The 21,011-nt window shown below is 63.5% G+C and carries 14 protein-coding genes; 10 read left to right on the top strand and 4 right to left on the bottom strand.

Annotated features, from left to right (window positions below; genetic code table 11):
- Positions 1-138: 138 nt before the first annotated feature.
- The 4 genes from ACSSVQ_RS10395 to ACSSVQ_RS10380 all read left to right on the top strand — a co-directional run bounded on the left by ACSSVQ_RS10395 (position 139) and on the right by ACSSVQ_RS10380 (position 6,243).
- Positions 139-2,340, top strand: a complete 2,202-nt coding sequence (locus ACSSVQ_RS10395; RefSeq protein WP_454182857.1) for an ATP-binding protein — start codon at positions 139-141, stop codon at positions 2,338-2,340.
- A gap of 67 nt (positions 2,341-2,407) precedes the next feature.
- A complete protein-coding gene (locus ACSSVQ_RS10390) occupies positions 2,408-3,841 on the top strand; it encodes an AmpG family muropeptide MFS transporter (RefSeq protein WP_454182855.1) in 1,434 nt (477 codons plus the stop codon).
- 179 nt (positions 3,842-4,020) lie between these two features.
- Positions 4,021-4,911 carry a GNAT family N-acetyltransferase gene (locus ACSSVQ_RS10385; RefSeq protein WP_454182853.1) on the top strand — a complete coding sequence of 297 codons (891 nt, stop codon included), beginning with the start codon at positions 4,021-4,023 and terminating at the stop codon, positions 4,909-4,911.
- A 39-nt stretch (positions 4,912-4,950) separates the two neighbouring features.
- Entirely contained in the window at positions 4,951-6,243 is a 1,293-nt protein-coding gene (locus ACSSVQ_RS10380) for an APC family permease (RefSeq protein WP_454182851.1), read from the top strand.
- An 18-nt stretch (positions 6,244-6,261) separates the two neighbouring features.
- Here the strand turns inward: ACSSVQ_RS10380 and ACSSVQ_RS10375 are convergent, their stop codons facing one another.
- Together ACSSVQ_RS10375 and ACSSVQ_RS10370 are read right to left on the bottom strand one after the other, a co-directional pair.
- Positions 6,262-6,726 (bottom strand): DUF4399 domain-containing protein, encoded by a 465-nt coding sequence (locus ACSSVQ_RS10375; RefSeq protein ID WP_454182849.1) that lies wholly within the window; start codon positions 6,724-6,726, stop codon positions 6,262-6,264.
- Between the two features lie 72 nt (positions 6,727-6,798).
- Positions 6,799-9,063: an NADP-dependent malic enzyme gene (locus ACSSVQ_RS10370; RefSeq protein ID WP_454182847.1), complete on the bottom strand. Its 2,265-nt coding sequence runs from the start codon at positions 9,061-9,063 to the stop codon at positions 6,799-6,801.
- A gap of 354 nt (positions 9,064-9,417) precedes the next feature.
- Between ACSSVQ_RS10370 and mutS the strand changes: the two genes are divergently transcribed.
- On the top strand, positions 9,418-12,075 hold the full coding sequence (mutS, locus tag ACSSVQ_RS10365) for a DNA mismatch repair protein MutS (protein WP_454184682.1): 2,658 nt from the start codon (positions 9,418-9,420) through the stop codon (positions 12,073-12,075).
- 1 nt (position 12,076) lies between these two features.
- On the opposite strand, the gene ACSSVQ_RS10360 is transcribed toward mutS, so the two are convergent.
- Together ACSSVQ_RS10360 and ACSSVQ_RS10355 are read right to left on the bottom strand one after the other, a co-directional pair.
- On the bottom strand, positions 12,077-12,820 hold the full coding sequence (locus ACSSVQ_RS10360; protein ID WP_454182845.1) for a class I SAM-dependent methyltransferase: 744 nt from the start codon (positions 12,818-12,820) through the stop codon (positions 12,077-12,079).
- A gap of 173 nt (positions 12,821-12,993) precedes the next feature.
- On the bottom strand, positions 12,994-13,323 hold the full coding sequence (locus ACSSVQ_RS10355; RefSeq protein ID WP_454182843.1) for a hypothetical protein: 330 nt from the start codon (positions 13,321-13,323) through the stop codon (positions 12,994-12,996).
- Positions 13,324-13,738: 415 nt separating this feature from the next.
- Between ACSSVQ_RS10355 and ACSSVQ_RS10350 the strand changes: the two genes are divergently transcribed.
- The 5 genes from ACSSVQ_RS10350 (at position 13,739) to ACSSVQ_RS10330 (ending at position 21,009) form a co-directional block, all read left to right on the top strand.
- Complete coding sequence (locus tag ACSSVQ_RS10350) at positions 13,739-16,534, top strand: [protein-PII] uridylyltransferase (RefSeq protein WP_454182841.1); 2,796 nt, start codon at positions 13,739-13,741, stop codon at positions 16,532-16,534.
- A 71-nt stretch (positions 16,535-16,605) separates the two neighbouring features.
- Positions 16,606-18,147: a murein biosynthesis integral membrane protein MurJ gene (murJ, locus tag ACSSVQ_RS10345; protein WP_454182839.1), complete on the top strand. Its 1,542-nt coding sequence runs from the start codon at positions 16,606-16,608 to the stop codon at positions 18,145-18,147.
- A gap of 108 nt (positions 18,148-18,255) precedes the next feature.
- Positions 18,256-19,263, top strand: a complete 1,008-nt coding sequence (gene trpS, locus ACSSVQ_RS10340) for a tryptophan--tRNA ligase (RefSeq protein ID WP_454182837.1) — start codon at positions 18,256-18,258, stop codon at positions 19,261-19,263.
- Between the two features lie 125 nt (positions 19,264-19,388).
- A complete protein-coding gene (locus ACSSVQ_RS10335; protein ID WP_454182835.1) occupies positions 19,389-20,459 on the top strand; it encodes a DUF2333 family protein in 1,071 nt (356 codons plus the stop codon).
- A gap of 64 nt (positions 20,460-20,523) precedes the next feature.
- Positions 20,524-21,009 (top strand): universal stress protein, encoded by a 486-nt coding sequence (locus tag ACSSVQ_RS10330; protein WP_293329053.1) that lies wholly within the window; start codon positions 20,524-20,526, stop codon positions 21,007-21,009.
- Positions 21,010-21,011: the final 2 nt, after the last annotated feature.

Below are 21,011 nucleotides of genomic sequence, written 5' to 3'. Positions count from 1 at the left end.
AGGGGGCCTTCTTGGGCCAGTTGAGCCAGATCGGCGCATTTTACGACCGTTAACCATCATTCCTAACCGGATTGAAAGCCTGTTCGGCGCAGGCTTCTGCGACATTTCGAGTGATGTTGCTTTTCAACCGGGTGCCCAATGGTCTTCTCCTCTCCCGATAACACGCCGCTTTTGCTGCTCGGCCTGGCCGTCGTGCTGCTGCTGGGGGCCGAAGTCTGGCGTCGTGCCGCAGCCCGCGCCCGCGCCCATGCCGACAAGGTGGATGACCTCGAGGCGCGGATCGAAAAGCTGCGCGACGAGAACTGGGAACTGGCCGAACGCGAGGCCCGCTACCGCGACCTCGTGCGCACCCAGGGTGACGTCATCATCCGCAAGGATCTCGAAGGGCGCGTCTCCTATGTGAACGACGTGTTCTGCGAAACATTCGATCTCACGCGCGCCGAAACCATTGGCCGCCCCTTCATGCCCGAGCTGCCCGAGGGCGAAAGCCCCCGCATGCTGGGCGCGCTGGCCGGGTTCGGCGCGACCGGGCAACGCGTCCGCTACGACCAGAAAGTCATGACCGCTCACGGCCCGCGCTGGTTCGTCTGGGAGGAAACGACGATCCGCGACGAGGCCGGATCTCTCTGCGAAGTACAGCTGGTCGGCCGCGACATCGAGGACCGCAAGGAAGTGGAACAGCGTCTTGCGGAGGCGCTCGACGAGGCCAAGGACGCAAGCCGCGCCAAGAGCCTGTTCCTTGCCACGATGAGCCATGAAATCCGGACGCCCATGAACGGCGTTATCGGCATGACGGATCTTCTGCTCTCCACCAAACTCGACCCCGCCCAGCGGTCCTACGCGGATGCGGTTCGCAGCTCCGGGGAGGCGCTGTTGGCGATCATCAACGATATTCTCGACTATTCGAAAATCGAGGCGGGCAAGGTCACGCTCCATCCCGCGCCTTTCGACGCCTCCGCCGCGCTTGAAAGCGTGGCCGAGCTTCTGGCGCCGCGCGCCTATGAAAAGGGGCTCGAAATCGTCACCGAGATTTCGCCCGCCGTTTCGCGCACGCTGGAAGGCGACGAGCCACGCATCCGGCAGATCCTGCTGAACCTTGCGGGCAATGCGATCAAGTTCACCGAAGAGGGCGGCGTGGCGCTGCGCCTCCATCGCGCGGATAATGAGGACGGTATCGTTCTGGAAATCGAGGATACCGGGATCGGCATGAGCCCGCTGGCGCTGGACCGCATCTTCGAGGAGTTTGCGCAAGGCGAGGAAGGGCATGCGCGGCGCTTCGAGGGGACGGGCCTCGGCCTCGCCATCACGCGCCGCCTCGTCACCGCGATGGGCGGCCGCATCGAAGTCGAAAGCGAGGAGGGCAGGGGCTCGATTTTCCGCGTCCGCCTGCCGCTCACGCCGTCCACCGAGGAAGAAGCTCCGCGCGACATGCCCCGCCTGGACGGTCTCTCGGTCGTCATTCACCACGACCGTCCGCTGGTTGCAGAGGCGCTGGCCAATGCGGCCCGCCATTCCGGTGCGCAGGTGCGTTGCGTCGCGGACGAAGCGGAGTTGATGGAAGCGGCGAAACAGGCGGATGTTTTTGTCTGCATGTCCCGCACGGCGGACGGGACGGACGGCGTGGCGTTTGCGCGCGCCGCGCGCCGCCGCAATCCGGACCTGCGGACGATGGTGCTGCTGCAGCCACGCGAGCGCAACAGGCTCGGTGAGCTGACCGGCGCCGGTGCCGAAACCACCGCCGAGAAGCCGCCTTTCGACGCCTATCTCGTGCGCCCCGTAAGAACTTCCTCGCTGCTGGCGCGTCTCGCCGCGCTGCGCGCCGCCGCCGATGTCGATGGCGCAGGGCATGGCACCGGCAGCTTCGACGCGGGCCTCGACGAAGAGCCCGACGCTGAAACCGCCGCCGGCGGACTGCGCGTGCTGGTCGCCGAGGACAATGAAATCAACGCGCTGCTGACCCGTACCTTGCTGGAGCATGCGGGCCATAGCGTGGAAATCGTCGGCAATGGCGAAGAAGCGGTGGCGGCCCTCGGACTGGCGGGCGCGCCGCCCTATGACGTCATCCTGATGGATCTGCATATGCCGGGCATGGATGGCTTTGCGGCCACCGCCCGAATTCGCGAACTGCATATGGAGGCCGCGCGCCTGCCCATCATCGCGCTGACGGCGAACGCGCTGTCGGAAGACCGGCAGGCCTGCCTCGATGCGGGCATGGACGACTATCTCTCCAAGCCCGTGAGCCATGGCGCGCTTGCGTCCACGCTCACCAACTGGGCGGGCCGCCACTCCCCGCATGCCTTGTCCGAGGACGAGGGCGGCAGCTTGGCGAATCTGGGCTGACATGCTTCTCTGACCCTTCCGGCCTAGCTGGATCGCAGCTGGCCGGCGAGGGACGAGAGAGGGTGGCATGAGCGAACCGAACGAGCAAAGAAGCATGGGCGAAAAGCTTGCCCATGCCTGGACCGTCTATACCGAGCGGCGCACATTCATCATGCTGCTGCTCGGCTTTTCTTCCGGCCTTCCGTTCCTGCTCGTCTTTTCCACCCTTTCGCTCTGGCTGCGCGAGGCGGGGGTCTCCCGCACCGAAATCGGTCTGATGAGCTATGTCGGCCTCGCCTACACGATCAAATTCATCTGGGCGCCGGTGCTCGATCAGCTGCGTGTGCCGGTCCTCGGCAACCTGCTCGGCAAACGCCGCGCCTGGATGCTGGTGGCTCAGGCCGGTGTGGCGCTCTCGCTCGTCATCATGTCCTTCTGCGACCCTCATGTCTCGCTGACGCCCATCGCCATTTTCGCACTCATGCTCGCCTTTTCTTCCGCGACGCAGGACATCGCCATCGATGCCTGGCGTATCGAGGCGGCCGAGGATGAAAAACAGGGCGCGCTCGCCGCCGCCTATCAGCTCGGCTACCGCGTCGCCATTATCGCGTCGGGCGCAGGTGCGCTGCTCATCGCCGAGGCCGTGTCCTGGCACATGGCGTATCTCGCCATGGCGGCGCTGATGAGCGTCGGGGTTGGCGCCGCGCTCGTGGCGCCCCGCGTCGCGGAATCCGAAGCGCCCGTCGTGGGCGAGGAGACGATCGAGCGTCTCGCCCGCCGCCTGCATCTGAGCAGCGAGGCGGGCAGCGCGTTCGAATGGATCTATCGGGCGGTATTCGCACCCTTCATCGATTTCTTCAGCCGCTTCGGCTGGCAGGCGCTGATCGTGCTGGCGCTGATCGGCCTCTACCGGGTGCCGGACTTCGTGATGGGCGTGATGGCGAACCCGCTTTATATCGATATCGGCTTCGACAAAACCGAGATCGCGGGCGTGGTGAAGCTGTTCGGCGTCTGGATGACGATCCTCGGCGCCATTGTCGGCGGTCTCGCCATCGCAGGCCTCGGCACGCTGCGGGCGCTTCTTCTCGGGGCGCTGGCGGCCTCGCTTACCAATTTCATGTTCATCTGGCTTGCCATGCGCGGGCATGACCTGTTCGGCCTGACGGTGACCATCAGTGCGGAAAACCTCTCCGGCGGTTTCGCGGGCACCTGTCTCATTGCCTATATGTCGAGCCTGACCAATCACGAATTCACCGCCACGCAATATGCGCTGTTCAGCTCGGTCTATGCGCTGCCGGGCAAATTGCTGGGCGGTCTTTCCGGCTACATGGTGGATAGCTGGTCCGCACCGGGCGGGCTGCACGATACGCTTCTGGCCGCCGCGCCCGGCCTCACCGCCAAGACGGTGGGCTATGTGCCCTTCTTCGCAACCACCGGGCTGATGGGCCTTCCGGCGATCCTTCTGATCCTTTATCTGCTCTATGCGCGCCGCCGTTCGGTCCCGGCGGAAGCGGCAGATTGATGACGGAATTATAATTAAATCAACACGTTGCCTTGTGCCTATGCTTGCGCTATGGCCCTGTCGGTCTTTATGCGGACTTGGCAGCGAGGGCCGTTGATGAAACTATGCGCGAAATGGTCGACACAGCCGGGCAGGGGGTCCCTGTGGCGGCCCCTGAAGGTGGTATGGAGTCGGGAAGCATGACATCTGCGAATGCGGGCACCGATGCGGTCTCGACGGAAGACGAGGCGGCCGCGGACCCGCTCAGCTATGGCCGGCGGGGTCAGCTCGAAGTGCGGCTTGCCCGAACCGCCACCGAGATCGATGCCGCCCAGTCGGTGCGCTACCACGTCTTCTATGAGGAGATGTCGGCCAAGCCGGACGCGGCGACGCTTGCCAGCAAGCGCGATGCCGACCGCTATGACGAGATTTGCGACCACCTTCTGGTGATCGATCACGACCGCATCACCGGCAAGCTCGATGCGGATGGCGAGATCCCGCGCGACGCGGTAGTCGGGTGCTACCGCCTGCTGCGCCAGGATGTGGCCGAAAAGCATGGCGGCTTCTACACGGCCAATGAATACGACATCGGCCCGATGCTGGAGCGCTTCTCCGATCTGAAATTCCTCGAGCTCGGCCGTTCCTGCGTCTTGCCGCCCTATCGCACCAAGCCCACCGTCGAACTGCTGTGGCACGGCGTCATGCAGTATGTGACCGAACATGACCTCGACGTGATGTTCGGCTGCGCCAGCTTCGAGGGCACCGACCCGGATGAGCTGGCGATCCCGCTCTCCTTCCTGCACCATAATCACGCCGCGCCGCCGGAATGGCATGTGCGCGCCCTTCCCGACCTCTATGTCGAGATGAACCGCGTGTCCGAGGAGGAGCTCAATCCCCGTCAGGCCGCGCGTCTGCTGCCGCCCATGATCAAGGGCTATCTCAGGGCTGGCTGCTATATCGGCGAAGGCGCGGTGATCGACTATCAGTTCGGCACCACCGACGTTCTCATCATCTTTCCCGTGGCGCAGATTTCGGATCGCTACATGTCGAAATTCGGCGGCAAGGAGAAGATACCTTCGGGACAGCGCTGAGCGCGTCTCCTTCTCTGGCAAACCGGGAGAGCGCTCGCAGTGGCGAAGGGATCTGACGACAGCATAGGGTTCTGGAGCGCCGCCGCTATCGGGATCGGCGGCATGGTCGGCGGCGGGATCTTCGCCGTGCTGGGCCTGTCGGTCGAACTGGCCCAGGGCGGTGCGCCGGTCGCCTTTATGCTTGCCGGGATTGTCGCGCTCGTCACCTCCTACGCCTATGTGAAGCTTTCCGTCGCCATGCCCGAGCAGGGCGGTACGGTTTCCTTTCTCGACAATGCGTTCGGCTCGGGCCTCCTGACCGGGGCGGCGAATATTCTCTTGTGGCTGAGCTACGTCATCATGCTCTCGCTCTACGCCTATGCCTTTGGCAGCTATGGCGCGCAGCTCTTCCCGCCCATGTGGGACGGGATCGCAAGGCACGGCCTTATTTCCTTCGTCATCATCGCTATGACCGGCCTGAACCTGATGAGCGTGAAATCGGTCGGCAATGCGGAGGAATTGATCGTTGGCGTGAAGATCGCGATCCTGCTTGTCTTTGTCGGCTTCGGGATGATGTCGGTGGATGCGGCGCGCATGGCGCCCTCGCAATGGGCGCCGCCGATTTCCCTGATTGCGGGCGGCATGATCATCTTTGTCGCATATGAAGGCTTCGAACTGATCGCCAATACCGCGCAGGACGTGCGCGACCCGAAGCGAAACCTGCCGCGCGCCTTCTACTTTTCCGTCGGCTTCGTGATCCTGCTTTATGTGGCCGTGGCGGCGGTGACGATCGGCAACCTCGCGCCCTCAGAGGTGACCGCTGCGCGCGATTATGCGCTGGCTGCCGCGGCCAAGCCCTTTCTCGGTCAGGCCGGCTATGGCGCGATTACGCTCGCTGCGCTCCTCTCCACCATGTCGGCCATTAATGCGACACTTTATGGCGCCGCCCGGCTTTCCTATGTGATCGCGACGGATGGCGAGCTGCCGAAATTCCTGGAGCGGAAAATCTGGAACCGTCCGGTGAGCGGTCTTCTCATCACCTGCGGCGTCACCCTGCTCACGGCGAATTTCTTCAACCTGCAAAGCATCTCGACCATGGGCTCGACGGGCTTTTTGCTGATTTTCGCCGCGGTCAATGCCGCCGCCTTCCATCTGAGCGCGCGGATCGGCGCCGTCAAATGGTTGCCGGGCCTCGGCGTGGCGCTCTGTCTCGGCGCGCTTGCCGCCCTTCTCTGGCAGACGGGCGAAAAGCACCCCGAGCAGCTGTGGGTGCTGGCGCTGCTGGTCGGCCTCGCCTTCCTGATCGAACTTGCCTATCGGGTATTCGGTATACGGAAAAACGGGAAGGCCTGAGGCCGGAGCCTCTTCTGCCTATTCGACCGTAATCGTGATTTTCTTCGAAACCAGCGGCGGGTCGTGCGGCACATGGTTCATGTCGCCCATGATGAGCTGCAGCGTATGCGTGCCGGGGGCGAGGTCGATGGTGGTCTCGGTCTGCCCGCCGCCGAAATGCACATGGTTTTCGTCCGCCGGGAGCGGCATGGCAAGATCCTCGCCCGTCGGCGCATCCGTATCGATCAGCAGGTGATGATGCCCGGTCCTGGTCTTGTCGACACCGGCAGGCGCAACGCCCATCCCCTTGAGGCCGAAGCGGACCGTGACGGGGCTCGCAACCGTTGCCCCGTCTTCGGGCGAGATGATGTAGAGCGTCGCATCTTCCGGCCAGTAGGCGCCGTCTTGCGCCTGTGCGGCAACCGGATGGAGCGCATAGGTGGCGGGAAGCGCCAGCGAGGCGGCAAGGGCGCAGGATCGGATCGTCTGGGCGATGGAGGCCATCAAAAAGCTCCGCAGTCATAATGGGAATGGCTCTCATCATGGCGCGGGCGTGCCCGTCTTCGCAAGCCGGGATTATTTGTCCAGATTATAGGCCGCCAGCGCCGCCATATTGACGAGGTCCGACACCGTCGCCGTCATCGGGACGATCTGCACGGGCTTTTTGAGCCCCACCAGCAGCGGACCGATCAGCGTGGAGCCGCCCAGCACCCGCAGGAGCTTCGTGGAAATCGACGCGGCGTGGATCGCGGGCATGATGAGCACATTGGCCGGTTCCGTCAGGCGGCAGAACGGATAAAGCGCCTGCGTCTCGCCGCTGAGCGCGACGTCGGCGGCCATTTCGCCGTCATATTCGAAATCCACCCGCCGCTCGTCGAGAATGCGCACTGCGTCGCGCACCGTGCGGGGCCGTTCATGTGTGTGCGTGCCGAAACTCGAATTGGCCAGCAGCGCCACACGGGGCTCGTAGCCGAGACGGCGCGCCACCTCAGCCGTCTGCTCGGCCACATTGGCGAGATCCTCCGGCGTCGGCATTTCATGCACATTGGTATCGGAGACGATCACCGTGCGGCCGCCGGCGACGACGAGCGTCACTCCGATGGGGCCGCGCCCGTCCTGATCGTCGATCACGCGGCGCACGTCTTCGAGCGCCACCGAATAGGTGCGCGTGACGCCGGTCACCATCGCATCGGCATCGCCTTCCTGCACCATCAGCGCGGAGAAGACGTTGCGGTCGTTGGTCGCGAGCCGGTAGCAGTCGCGATAGAGATAGCCCTTGCGCTGCAGCTTCTCGTACAGGAAGTCGGTATAGGCATCGCTTTTCGGCCAGGTCCGCGCATTGCGGATGTCGAGCTGCGTGTTCGGATCGAGACCGGTCTGCTTCATCGTCTCGCGGATCTGGTCTTCGCGTCCGACGAGAATCGGATGGCCGAGACCTGAATCGCGGAAGGCGATGGCGGCCCGGATCACGCGCTCTTCCTCGCCCTCGGCGAAGACGACGCGCTTGGGGTCGCGCTGCACCTTGTCCATGATGACCTGCAGCGTGCCCGCGGTCGGGTTCAGGCGCGCGGAAAGCCGGTTCTTGTAGCCTTCCATATCCACGATGGGCTGGCGTGCCACGCCGCTATCCATCGCCGCCTTGGCGACGGCGGGCGGAATTTCGCGGATGAGGCGCGGGTCGAAAGGCACCGGAATGATGTATTGCGGGCCGAAGCGGGGACGCTCGCTCTGATAGGCGGCGGCCACCTCGTCCGGCACGTCTTCACGCGCCAGCGCGGCGAGCGCCTCGGCGCAGGCGATCTTCATATCCTCGTTGATCGAGGTCGCGCGCACATCCAGCGCGCCGCGGAAGATATAGGGAAAGCCGAGGACGTTGTTCACCTGGTTGGGATAGTCCGACCTGCCCGTCGCCATGATGGCGTCGTCGCGGACCTGTGCGACATCTTCCGGCGTGATCTCCGGATCGGGATTGGCCATGGCGAAGATGATCGGCTTGGCGGCCATGCTCTCCACCATCTTCGGCGTGAGCGCGCCTTTCACCGACAGGCCGAGAAACACGTCGGCGCCTGCGACGGCCTCTTCCAGCGTACGTGCATCCGTCTTCGCGGCATGTGCCGACTTCCACTGGTTCATGCCTTCTTCGCGGCCCGCATAGATCACACCCTTGGTGTCGCAGAGCAGCGCATTGTCATGCGGCAGGCCCATGGCCTTGATCAGCTCCAGGCAGGCGATGCCCGCCGAGCCCGCGCCGTTCACGACCACCTTGATGTTTTCGATCTTGCGGTCGGTAAGATAGAGCGCGTTGATGAGGCCCGCGGCCGTGATGATCGCCGTGCCGTGCTGGTCGTCATGAAAGACGGGAATGTCCATCAGCTCGCGCAGGCGGCTCTCGATCATGAAGCATTCCGGCGCCTTGATGTCCTCAAGGTTGATGCCGCCGAAGGACGGCCCCAGATAGCGCACCGCGTTGACCACTGCGTCGGCGTCTTCGGAATCGATTTCCAGGTCGATCGAATCCACATCGGCAAAGCGCTTGAAAAGCACCGCCTTGCCTTCCATCACCGGCTTGGAGGCGAGCGCCCCCAGATTGCCGAGCCCCAGAATGGCCGTGCCGTTGGAAACGACCGCCACCATATTGCCCTTGGCGGTGAAGTCGTAGGCGCAGTCGGGGTTTTCCGCGATGGCGCGTACCGGTACCGCCACGCCGGGGCTGTAGGCCAGCGACAGGTCGCGCTGCGTGGCCATCGGCTTTGTGGCGTGGATTTCGAGTTTGCCGGGCTTGCCCTCGCTGTGAAACAGCAGGGCCTCTTCGTCGGTAAACTGACGGCGCTTCTTGCTCATGGGCGTATGGATCGGTATCTGGCCGGGGCCTGCGAAAGACGGGCGCATCCGCCCCGGATGGTGAAAAACAGCCCGCTTTGTAGGCGTTGAAATAACCGGAAACAAGGTCATTCTGATTATTTTTTTATTATTTTTGCCTTAAGGCGGTAATTTTCTTTCGTTTCCGTGACGGTAACTTGCTGGTAATAGTCGTTTGGGCGTTGAAAATTTCAGGATTTTCGACGCCGGATGCCCTATCCGCGGCCGTCCGTTCTGCTAATTTCCCTCTCCATGTCCGAACCCACCGAAATATCAGAGCCCCCCGAAAAACAGCCCGCCCGGCAATCCGGCAAGGCCGATCCGGGCGTGACGCCGATGATGGCGCAATATCTGGAGATCAAGGCGAGCCATCCCGGCGCGCTTCTGTTCTACCGGATGGGGGATTTCTACGAGCTGTTCTTCGACGATGCCGTGTCGGCGGCAGGGGCGCTCGATATCGCGCTGACCAAGCGCGGCAAGCATCTGGGCGAGGACATCCCGATGTGCGGCGTGCCGGTGCACAGTCATGACACCTATCTGGAGCGGCTGATCCGCAAGGGCTTCAAGGTCGCCGTCTGCGAGCAGACGGAAGACCCCGCCGAAGCAAAGAAACGCGGCGCCAAATCCGTGGTCCGCCGCGAGGTGGTCCGTCTCGTCACCCCCGGCACGCTGACCGAAGACACGCTGCTGTCGCCGGGCGTGCATAATTATCTCGCTGCCATCGCCCGCATCGGCTCGGAAGCCGATTACGGCCTTGCCTGGGTCGATGTCTCAACCGGCGACCTTGCCGTGACGGCGCTCAACGCGGCCGCGCTGGGCGCGGAGCTTGCCCGTCTCAGGCCCGGCGAATTGCTCGTGCCGGAAAACCTGCTGGAAGCCGATGAGCTGGAAGGACCGCTTCACGCGGGCGGCGCGGTGACCCCTTTGCCCGCCCCCCGTTTCGACAGCACCCAGGCCGAACGGCGCCTGAAAGATCATCTGAATGTCGGCGCGCTGGAAGGTTTCGGCCAGTTCGCCCGCGCCGAGATCGCGGCCATGGGCGCGCTGATCGACTATGTGGAGCTGACACAGGTGGGCCGCCTGCCGGCGCTGAAACCGCCCCGGCGCATCGCGGTTACCGAGACCATGGCGATCGACGCGGCGACCCGCGCCAATCTCGAACTGGTGCGCACGCTCTCCGGTGAGACCAAAGGCTCGCTGATGGCGACCGTCGACCGGACGGTCACGGCGGCGGGCGCGCGGGAACTTGCGGCGCGTCTCACCGCGCCGCTCACCGATCCCGCCCGCATCAATGCCCGCCTCGACGCGGTGGAATGGTTTCTCGACGCGCGGGACCCGAGGGCCATGCTGCGCGACCATCTGAAATCCGCACCCGACATGGCTCGTGCGCTCTCGCGCCTTTCGCTGGGGCGCGGCGGCCCGCGCGACCTGGCGACCGTGAAGAACGGCCTTTCGGCGGCGCACGCTATCGCGGCGCTTCTGAACAATGCGCATCCGACGTTGCTGCCGTTGCCTGACGACATCGCGTCCGCCGCCGCTGCGCTCGACGGCGCTGCGCTGCCGCTTTGCGAAGAGCTGGGCAAGGCGCTTGCCGAAGAGTTGCCGCTTATGGCGCGCGACGGCGGCTTCGTTGCCAAAGGCTATTCCGCCGATCTCGACGAGACCCGTACGCTGCGCGACGACGCGCGCCGTCTCATCGCCGGGCTTCAGACGCAATATGCCGAAAAGACCGGCGTGTCGGCCCTGAAGGTCCGGCACAACAATGTGCTTGGCTATTACATCGAAGTGTCGCCGCGCCATGCCGACAAGCTGACCGCCTCGGACGAATTCATACATCGCCAGACCATGGCGAATGCGATGCGCTTTACGACCGCCGAACTTGCCGATCTGGCAAGCCGTATCGCCGATGCGGGCGGCCGTTCGCTCGCGCTGGAACTAGAGCTGTTCGATACGCTCACCGCGCAGGTGCTGGCCGAGCATGAAGTGATCGCGACGGCGGCTGAGGCGCTTGCCGCGCTCGATGCCTCCTCGGCTCTGGCCGAACTTGCCGCCGAGCAGCGCTATACGCGGCCCCTTATCGACAACTCGCTCGCCTTTCATATCGAAGGCGGACGTCATCCGGTGGTCGAAGCGGCACTCAGGCGCGAGGCGAGCGGCAGCGATTTCGTGCCCAACGACTGCACATTGTCGGCGGACAGTGGAGCGTCGAAACATATCTGGCTCCTCACCGGTCCCAACATGGCCGGTAAATCGACCTTTCTCCGGCAGAACGCGCTGATTGCTATCATGGCGCAGATGGGCGGTTTCGTTCCGGCGGCCTCGGCGCATATCGGCGTGGTGGACCGGCTCTTTTCACGTGTCGGCGCGGCGGACGATCTGGCGCGCGGGCGCTCCACCTTCATGGTGGAAATGGTCGAGACGGCGGCGATCCTCAATCAGGCGGGTTCCCGTTCCCTCGTTATCCTCGACGAGATCGGACGCGGTACGGCGACCTTCGACGGGCTTTCCATCGCCTGGGCGGCGGTCGAACATCTGCATGAGGTGAACAGGTCGCGCGCGCTCTTCGCGACGCATTACCACGAACTCACTTCACTGGCGGAACGGCTCGCCGGTCTCGCCAACGCGACCATGCGGGTGAAAGAGTGGGAGGGCGACGTGGTCTTCCTGCATGAAGTCGCGCCGGGCGCGGCGGACCGGTCCTATGGCATTCAGGTGGCGAGGCTGGCAGGCCTTCCCGCGCCGGTCATCGCGCGCGCGCAGGATGTGCTGACCGCGCTGGAAGAGGGTGAGTTGAGTTCCGGCGGCGGCGCCAGGGCGGCGGCCCTGGTGGACGAACTGCCGCTCTTCTCCGCCGCGAAGGCGCCTGCGCCCACGGCCATGCCGAAAGAGAGCGAAGCGGAAAGAGCGCTCAAGGATATCGATCCCGATGAGCTGACGCCCAAACAGGCGCTCGAAGCGCTCTACCGGTTAAAGGCGCTGGGCGACGGGAGCTAGCCTATTTCCGCGCGACGTAGACGCATTCGTCGCGCAACAGGCCCCACTTCACTTCCTCGTCGGGCGAGCGGCGATAGGGCTCCACCTTGAAGCCGGCCTCGCTCAGCTTCTGCTGGAAGTCGCGTCCATAGAAGCGCTTGTGGTCGGTGCCGCCGAAATGCACGAAGCGCAGATCGGGATCGGTGATCTGCGGGTTCTCGTAAGTCTTGTCGCGCGACAGATTGATCGGCACGGAGAAGAAGCCATAGCCGCCGGGCTTCAGCACCCGGTACATCTCTTCCATCGCCTTGCGGTCGTCGTCGATATGCTCGAACACGTGATGTGCGATCACCACGTCGAAATAATTGTCGGGTCGGTCGATCGCGGTGATGTCGAGGCGGAATTTGGCGATGGGGGCGTAAAGGTCCGCGGGCTCATAGCCCTCATTGTCCTTCATCAGCTTCATCAGCCATTTCTCGGGGCCGAAATGAAGGATCTTCTTGTCCGACAGGTCGATCCCGTGATCCTGGATATAAAGCCACATCAGCCGATGCCGCTCGCGCGAGCCGCAATTGGGGCATCGCGTATCCCAGCGCGACGGGCGCCCGACACTCACGAAAGTGCCGTGATAGCCGCAGATCGGGCAGCTGCGGGCGATCTTCTTGCGCGAGAACTGGCCGCGATCCTTCCACCAGGCCTGCAACAGACGGCTGAAGATCTTGCGCTTGTCGAGCGGCGGATGGGGGAGCTGGCCTTGCTGTGACACGGGGGCTGAAACCTGAAAATGGAGTGGGCTGCCCCGATACCGACCGGGGCGAATTCGCGCCCAGTGTTGGGATCGGCGTCTCCTTGTCAAGCAAACCATGACTTGCACAAAAAAAGCGATGAGGCCCGGGGAGCTGCCCGGGACCTCACCGCATTTTTCGTCAGTTGAAGCAGTTAGCCGTTTTCGTTCTTCCGGTCCGTATCCGGGATCACATACATGTCGCGGATCGACTGATCCATCGCCATGGCGCCCTTCACCGGATCGCCGTTATCGCAGGCCTTTTTCCCGGCCTGGAATTTCGACTGGGCGTCTTTCCAGTAGGGCAGCCCCTTCTTTGTGGGCTCCAGAAAGTTGAACTGTTTCGTCAGGGTCGTGCAGGCATCCTGCGCGTCGCCCTTGGACATATTGGCATTCACGGCCGCATGCGCGGAAACCGCAAAACCGGACGCAATGGCCAGGCTCATCGCCGAGGCGGTGAGGACGGCTCTTGTTCGGTCAAGCATCTGATCCTCTCCCATTCGTCCTGTGCGGGCCCCCCATTCAAATAAAGTCCCGCTTGATTGAAATGTGCGCCGGCGGGCAGTCCCGGGAGCGGGGGGATGAGAGACCGCCTCTATCGCCGGCGCGTTATGGATATGATCCCGAGGCTTGGCGGAAACCGGACGATTTCATGGCAAAAATACGGCGCGTAATGAAAAGATATTAATAATTACAACGGGTTAACAGGTCGGACATCTTCAGCCACCGGCCCGCTGGAGGCCAGACTTCGTCCCCTCCGCAAAGAATTCCGGCCTGCGGGGATGGCAGGCGCCGCCCTCTGACGCCATTTCCTGCATGACATGTTATGGTGCAGTTGCGTTCGGTCAGGATGCCGCGGCACCTCGCGCCGACACAATTTTCAGGACGATGGGAGTTTTCATGGGCCGTACCATGCCCAGCCTGCTTGAGATCGCCGATCCCGATCAGATCCGGGCCGATCTCGAAGCGGTCTATCGCGAGCACAAGGGAAACGATACGGCGCTTCAGCGCGGTGTCGTGGAGGTGCTGAAGCGCAATCTGCATGAAGGCCGCGCCAAGGCGCGCGAGCGGCTGGAGCAGGGCGCCCATCGCGGGCGGGCCTGCGCGGAATCGATCTGCTATCTCGAAGATGTGCTCATCAAGGAGCTTTACGATTTCGCCACGGCCTATGTCTTCCCGGCCAACAATCCGAGCGAGGCCGAACGGCTTGCCGTGGCGGCGGTGGGCGGCTATGGCCGCGGCCTGCTGGCGCCGGGCTCCGACATCGATCTCCTTTTCCTGCTTCCCTACAAGCAGACGCCCTGGGGCGAAAGCGTGGTCGAATACATGCTCTATGTGCTCTGGGATCTCGGCCAGAAGGTCGGCCATGCCACGCGCTCGATCGCGGATTGCATCAGGCTCGGCCGCGAGGATTTCACCATCCGGACCGCCCTCCTCGAAGCCCGTTTCATTCACGGCGACAGGGCGTTGTACGACGAGCTGGAAGAACGTTTCGGCGAGGAAGTGGTGAAGGGCACGGGCAACGAGTTCGTGGACGCCAAACTTGCCGAGCGCGACGAACGCCACCGGCGCAGCGGCGAGAGCCGCTATCTCGTCGAGCCCAATGTAAAGGAAGGCAAGGGGGGTCTGCGCGACCTCAATACGCTTTTCTGGATCGGCAAATATGTCTACCGCGTGAAGCAGCCCTCCGACCTCGTCAAGGCGGGCGTGTTCACGAAGGACGAATACCAGACCTTTCGCCGCGCCGAAGATTTCCTTTGGGCGGTACGCTGTGAGCTGCATTTTCTCACCGGCCGTGCAGAAGAACGCATCACCTTCGATATCCAGACTGCCATGGCCGAGCATCTCGGCTACCAGCCCCACCGGGGTCTGAAAGCGGTCGAACGCTTCATGAAGCATTACTTTCTTGTCGCAAAGGATGTGGGCGATCTCACCCGTATCTTCTGCGCCGTGCTGGAAGAGCAGGAACGCAAGAAGCAGCCGTCCATCGGCCGTTTCATGCAGGCCCTGCGGCGCAAGAAGGCGATCGAGGACTTCACCGTGGAAGCGGGACGCCTGACGGTTTCGGGCAGCGAGGTCTTCGAGAAGGATCCGGTGAACCTGATCCGCATCTTCAAACTTGCCGACGAACACGGCCTCGACATTCATCCCGACGCGCTGAAACTCATCACGCGCTCGCTGAAGCTGATCGACGCAAAGCTGCGTAAGGACGAAAAGGCCAACAGCCTTTTCCTCAAGATCGCAGCCTCGCGGAAAAATCCGGAAGGCACGCTGCGCCTGATGAACGAGGCGGGCGTGCTGGGCCGCTTCGTTACGGATTTCGGCCGCATCGTCGCGCTGATGCAGTTCAACATGTATCACCACTACACGGCGGACGAGCATCTGCTGCGTGCCATCGGCATTCTGTCGGAAATCGAAAAGGGCGAGCACCCCGAAGACACGCCCCTTGCGACGGAACTCATGTCCAAGGTGAAGAGCCGCAACGCGCTCTATGTCGCCATGTTTCTGCACGACATCGCGAAGGGCCGCCCGGAAGATCATTCGGATGCGGGCGCTGCGATCGCGCGCAAGCTCTGTCCGCGTCTCGGCATGGGCCCCGGCGAAACGGAAACGGTCGCCTGGCTCGTGCAGAACCACCTCGTCATGTCCGACGTTGCGCAGAAGCGCGACATCGCCGATCCACGCACGGTGAAGGATTTCGCCAGCGAAGTGCAGAGCCCGGAACGTCTGCGCATGCTCTATGTCCTCACCGTCGCCGATATCAAGGCGGTCGGCCCCGGCGTGTGGAATGGCTGGAAGGGACAGCTTCTCCGCCAGCTCTACTTCGAAACCGCCTCCGTGCTTCAGGGCGGCGACAGCGCGGTCAATCGCGAGGGACGCATCAAGGCCGCGCGCGAGGCGCTGGCCGAGCGCCTGTCGGACTGGAGCGAGGCGTCCCGCAAGCGCTATCTCAATCGCCATTCCGAGCAATACTGGCTCGCCATGGATACCGATACGCATGAGCGCCATGCGCGGATGATCGAGGCGGGCAAGGACGATCCGCTCATCATCGCCACCGAAACCGATCCGATGCGCGACGTGACGCTGGTCACGCTCTACACGCAGGACCATCCCGGTCTCTTTTCGCGCTTCGCGGGCGCTTGCGCGATCCTCGGCATGAGCATCGTGGACTCCAAGATTTTCACCACGCGGGACGGCATGGCCCTCGATATGATCTGGGTGCAGGAACAGGATGGCGGCGCCGTGCGCGAGGAGCGCCGACGGACCCGTCTGAAAGAGACCATCCATCAGGTGCTGGCCGGCGAGATGTTGCCGCCCGACGAGATCGAGCAGCGCTTCCGCCGCCGCCGCCGCGCCGACGCCTTTTCGGTCGCGCCGCAGGTCTTCATCGATAACGATCTGTCGGACGATTACACCGTGATCGAGGTGAACGGGCTCGACCGGCCCGGCCTTGTCCATGCCATCACGCGGGCCCTGTTTCATCTGGGCCTCACCATCGGCTCCGCGCATATCACCACCTTCGGCGAGCGCGCAGTGGACGTCTTCTATGTGAAGGATGTGATCGGCCACAAGGTGACCAACGCCAACAAGAAGAAGGCGGTCGAACGCCATCTGCTCGAGGCGCTGGCCGACCCGGTCAAGAAGGCGCGCCCGCAAAAACCCCGCAAGCGCGAGGATGTGGCGGCCGCTGAATAAGCGGCCCTCTTTCTGCCGCGAAAACCGGTCTATGCTGCCCGCATGAGCCCCGCCCTGAAGAGATTCGTCCGATGAGCCTCGTCCGCTCCGCCGCCACGGTCGGCGGGACCACCATGGTGAGCCGCGTACTCGGCTTCATCCGCGACATGATGGTCGCCGCCGTGCTGGGAACGGGGCCGGTGGCGGATGCGTTCTTCGTCGCCTTCCGCTTTCCCAACATGTTCCGCTCCATCTTTGCAGAAGGCGCTTTCAACTCCGCCTTCGTGCCGCTCTTTTCCAAACATCTGGAAGGCGATGGCGAGGCGGCGGCGCGACGTTTCGCCGAGGATGCGTTGGCGCTCCTGCTCTCCGCGCTCCTTGTCATGACGATCCTCGCCATGATTTTCATGCCCTGGATCATCTCCGGCTTTGCGCCGGGCTTTTCGGACGATCCGGGCAAGCAGGAAATGGCGGTGAAATTCACCCGCATCGCCTTTCCCTATCTTCTCTTCATTTCGCTGACGGCGCTTCAGGCGGGTATCCTGAATTCGGTGGGCCGCTTCTTCCCCGGCGCCGCTGCACCGGTGATGCTCAACATCACGCTCATTCTGGCAATCCTTTTCCTCGTGCCTGTGCTCGACAATCCGGGCCTTGCGCTTTCATGGGGCGTGATGGCGGCGGGCATCGTGCAGTTCCTCTGGCTGACGATCTCCTGCTGGCGGGCGGGCTATGTGCTGCGCCTGCGCAGGCCGCGCCTGACCCCCGATATGCGAAAGCTCGTGCGCCTGGGTGTGCCGGGCATCATTTCCGGCGGCATCATGCAGATCAACCTGACCGTCGGCACGATCATCGCCTCCCTGCAGGCGGGCGCCGTCTCATGGCTTTACTATGCCGACCGGATCTATCAGCTGCCGCTTGCCGTGATCGGTATCGCTATCGGCGTCGTGCTGTTACCCGATCTCTCCCGCCGTCTGCGGGCCGACGACGAAGCGGGCGCGCATTGGGCGCAGAACCGTGCTCTGGAGGTTTCCATGCTGCTGACGGTTCCCGCAGCGGTGGCGCTGATGGTCATTCCGCATGCGATCATCCAGGTGTTGTTCGAGCGCGGCGCTTTCCAGCCGTCCGATACGCAGAACGCTTCGCTGGCGCTCCTCGTCTATGCGGCCGGTCTCCCCGCCTTCGTGCTGAACAAGGTTTTCTCTCCCGGCTTCTTTGCGCGGGAAGACACGATGACGCCTTTGCGCTATGCGGCGATCTCGGTGGCGGTGAATATCGTCGCCTCCATCACCCTCTTTCAGTTTTACGCCTTCGCAGGCATCGCGGCGGGCACCACCATCGCCGCCTGGGTGAATGCCGCGCTGCTGGGAACGACGCTCGCCAGACGCGGCGGCTTCGTGCCCGATACGCAGGTTGTGAAGCGCCTGCCGCTTATCCTCGTCGCCTCGGCGGCGATGGGCGCCTGCCTCTGGTATGGCGCGCTTTACGCGGCCCCTTGGTTCGAGGGGACGTTCCTTGAAAGCGTCGCCGCGCTGGCCGCCCTCATCGCAGGCGGCCTCATTGCCTATGCCGGTCTTGCTCAGGCGACCGGCGCAGTGAGCGTGGCCACGCTGCGGCGTTCCTTCATGCGCAAATGAGGCTGAACCGGCTGCAAAAGCCAATGGCTGCGGCATGGTGGGGGGATTGCAAAGTGTCGCTCCTCGCCGCATAACGCCGGTGCAAAGCGTTCACAAGGCCCAAAATCCATGGAAAAGCCCACCAATCGCGTCTTCTCCGGCGTGCAGCCCACCGGCAACCTGCATCTGGGGAACTATCTCGGCGCCATCCGCAATTTCGTTGGTCTGCAGGACACGCATGAATGCCTCTACTGCGTGGTGGACATGCATGCGATCACGGTCTGGCAGGATCCGAAGGAACTGACGGCCAATACACGCGAGGTGGCGGCGGCCTATATCGCGGCGGGCATCAACCCGGAAACGCATATCATCTTCAACCAGTCCAAGGTGTCGGCCCATGCCGAGCTTGCCTGGATCCTGAACTGCGTGGTCCGCATCGGCTGGCTCAATCGCATGACCCAGTTCAAGGACAAGGCGGGCAAGGATCGGGAAAAGGCCTCCGTCGGCCTCTATGATTATCCGGTGCTGATGGCGGCCGATATTCTGGCCTATCGCGCGACCCATGTGCCGGTCGGCGAGGATCAGAAGCAGCATCTGGAACTGTCGCGCGATACGGCGCAGAAATTCAATAACGACTATGGGGCAGAGGATTTTTTCCCCCTGCCCGAGCCGCTTATTATGGGCGCGGCGACGCGCGTCATGTCCCTGCGGGACGGCACCAAGAAGATGTCGAAATCCGACCCTTCCGCCTATTCGCGCATCACGCTGTCGGACAATGCCGACGAGATCGCCCAGAAAATCCGCAAGGCCCGCACCGACCCCGAGCCGCTGCCGGAAGCGAAGGACGGCCTTGCCGAGCGGCCCGAGGCGGCGAACCTCGTCAACATCTATGCCGCACTTTCCGACACCACGACCGAAGAGGTGCTGAAAGAGTTCGGCGGCAAGATGTTCTCCGAGTTCAAGCCCGCGCTCGCCGACCTCGCCGTGGACAAGCTTGCGCCCATCACCGGCGAGATGAAGCATCTGCTGGCCGACCCGGCCTATATCGACGGCGAGTTGGAAAAGGGCGCGGAGCGAGCCCGCGCCATCGCCGATCCGGTGCTGAAGCGCGTGAAGGAAATCGTCGGCTTCATCTGAGTTGCGGTTTTCGGAACGGGCCACGCCGCTTGATCCGGGGGAGCCCGACCCCATCTAAACTCTGTTCCGGCGACTGATGCGCTCGAACGAACGCCTGCCTGATCCCGGGGAAGGAGACAAAGCTCATGGCCTTCAGCGACCGCCTCGATGCGATGCGCGACTGGCTCCGTCACAAATGGATGTACCGGAAAGGCGGCGGCGGGGAAGCGCCGGGCGCGGCATCGGCTGGGACCTCCGGCAGCGCGGGCGCCGCGGCTTCGCCTTCTTCCTCGCGCAGCATGCTGGGCTGGCTGAAACCCGTCATCATTCTGATCCCGCTGGCGATTGTCGCCTATTACGCCGTCGGGATGGCGATCGTTCACAATGTCGATGACAACCCGGATTTCACCGTCCCGGCAGCGGATATTCCCAAGGGCGGGTCGGAAGCGGTGGCGGTGGCCGCCGCGCTTGTCGACCGTGAGGTCAATCAGCATAGCTGGACCGCGAACGATCCCTTCTTCCAACCCGGCTGGGCGCTCGACAACATGCCCAACTTCCAGCAGGGCATCATCACGGCGCTTGGGCGCTTCAGCTTCGAACTGATGGATCAGCTCGGCCGCCTGCGGGGCTCTTCCGAGGCCGATCCCGACCTCGCCGCCGCCAATGGCCGCCTGCAATATCCCGGCGATGTCTGGCTCTGGAACCCGTCGAAATCGCTGGCGCTCAAATCGAGTTCGGAATCGCAGTACCGTGAAGCGCGCGAACACCTGCTCGCCTATAATCAGCGTCTGTCGAAGGGCGATGCGATCTTCGACCGCCGTGCCGACAATCTGATGGCGACGCTGGACCGCTTCGCTGCCGATATGGGCTCTGCTTCCGCCGCCACCGACGAACATATCGAAAAGAATGCGGGCGTCTGGATCGACACCCGGGCAGACGATCTCTTCTATTTCAACAAGGGCCGGCTCTACGCCTACTACGTTATCATGAAGGCGCTCGGCGATGATTTCAGCCAGGTCATCAAGGAACGCAATCTCGAAAATGCCTGGGGGCAGATGCTGGCCAGCCTGCGCCAGGGCGTCGAACTCGAACCCTGGGTGGTGGTCAACGGCGCCCCGGATGCGCAGTTCCAGCCGAGCCATCTTGCAGCGCAGGGCTTCTATCTTCTCCGCGCCCGCGTTCAGTTGCGCGAAATCACCGACATCCTGCTGAAATAGAGGCCACGGTGCGGGGGAAAAGTCCGGCTTGCCGGATTCCCCGCCCGGTGGCAGCATCCGCCCCATGACCAGACCCGAAGGCGCCAAGCGCCGCAAATTCCTCGTCGTCGTAGACGGCACGCCTGAGTCGGAAGTGGCGATCCACTTCGCCAGCCTTCGCGCCCGGCACACCGATGGCGTGGTGACGCTGCTGGCCGTGCTGGAGCCGGGCGATGCCTCCCAGCAATGGCTGGGGGTTCAGAACATCATGAAGGAGGAAGCGCGCGAGGAAGCCGAGCAGCTCCTCCATCGCCTCGCCTCGCATGTGAACGAATATGCGGGCATCCGCGCCGAACTCATCATCCGCGAGGGGCGCCGTGCCGAACAGGTCAAGGCGCTGATCGAGGAGGACAAGGATATCGCAATCCTCGTTCTGGCGGCGGGCACCAGCAAGGAGGGCCCCGGCCCGCTTGTCACCCTGGTCGCCGGCGGCAGCGACAAGGCCTTCAACATCCCCGTCACCGTCGTCCCGGGGGATCTCTCCGAAGAGGAATTGCGCGCCCTGACCTGATG

The organism is Parvibaculum sp. MBR-TMA-1.3b-4.2 (assembly GCF_053628815.1).
Note: the sequence above shows the minus strand (reverse complement) of the source record. Positions and strands in the feature narration are given on the sequence as shown.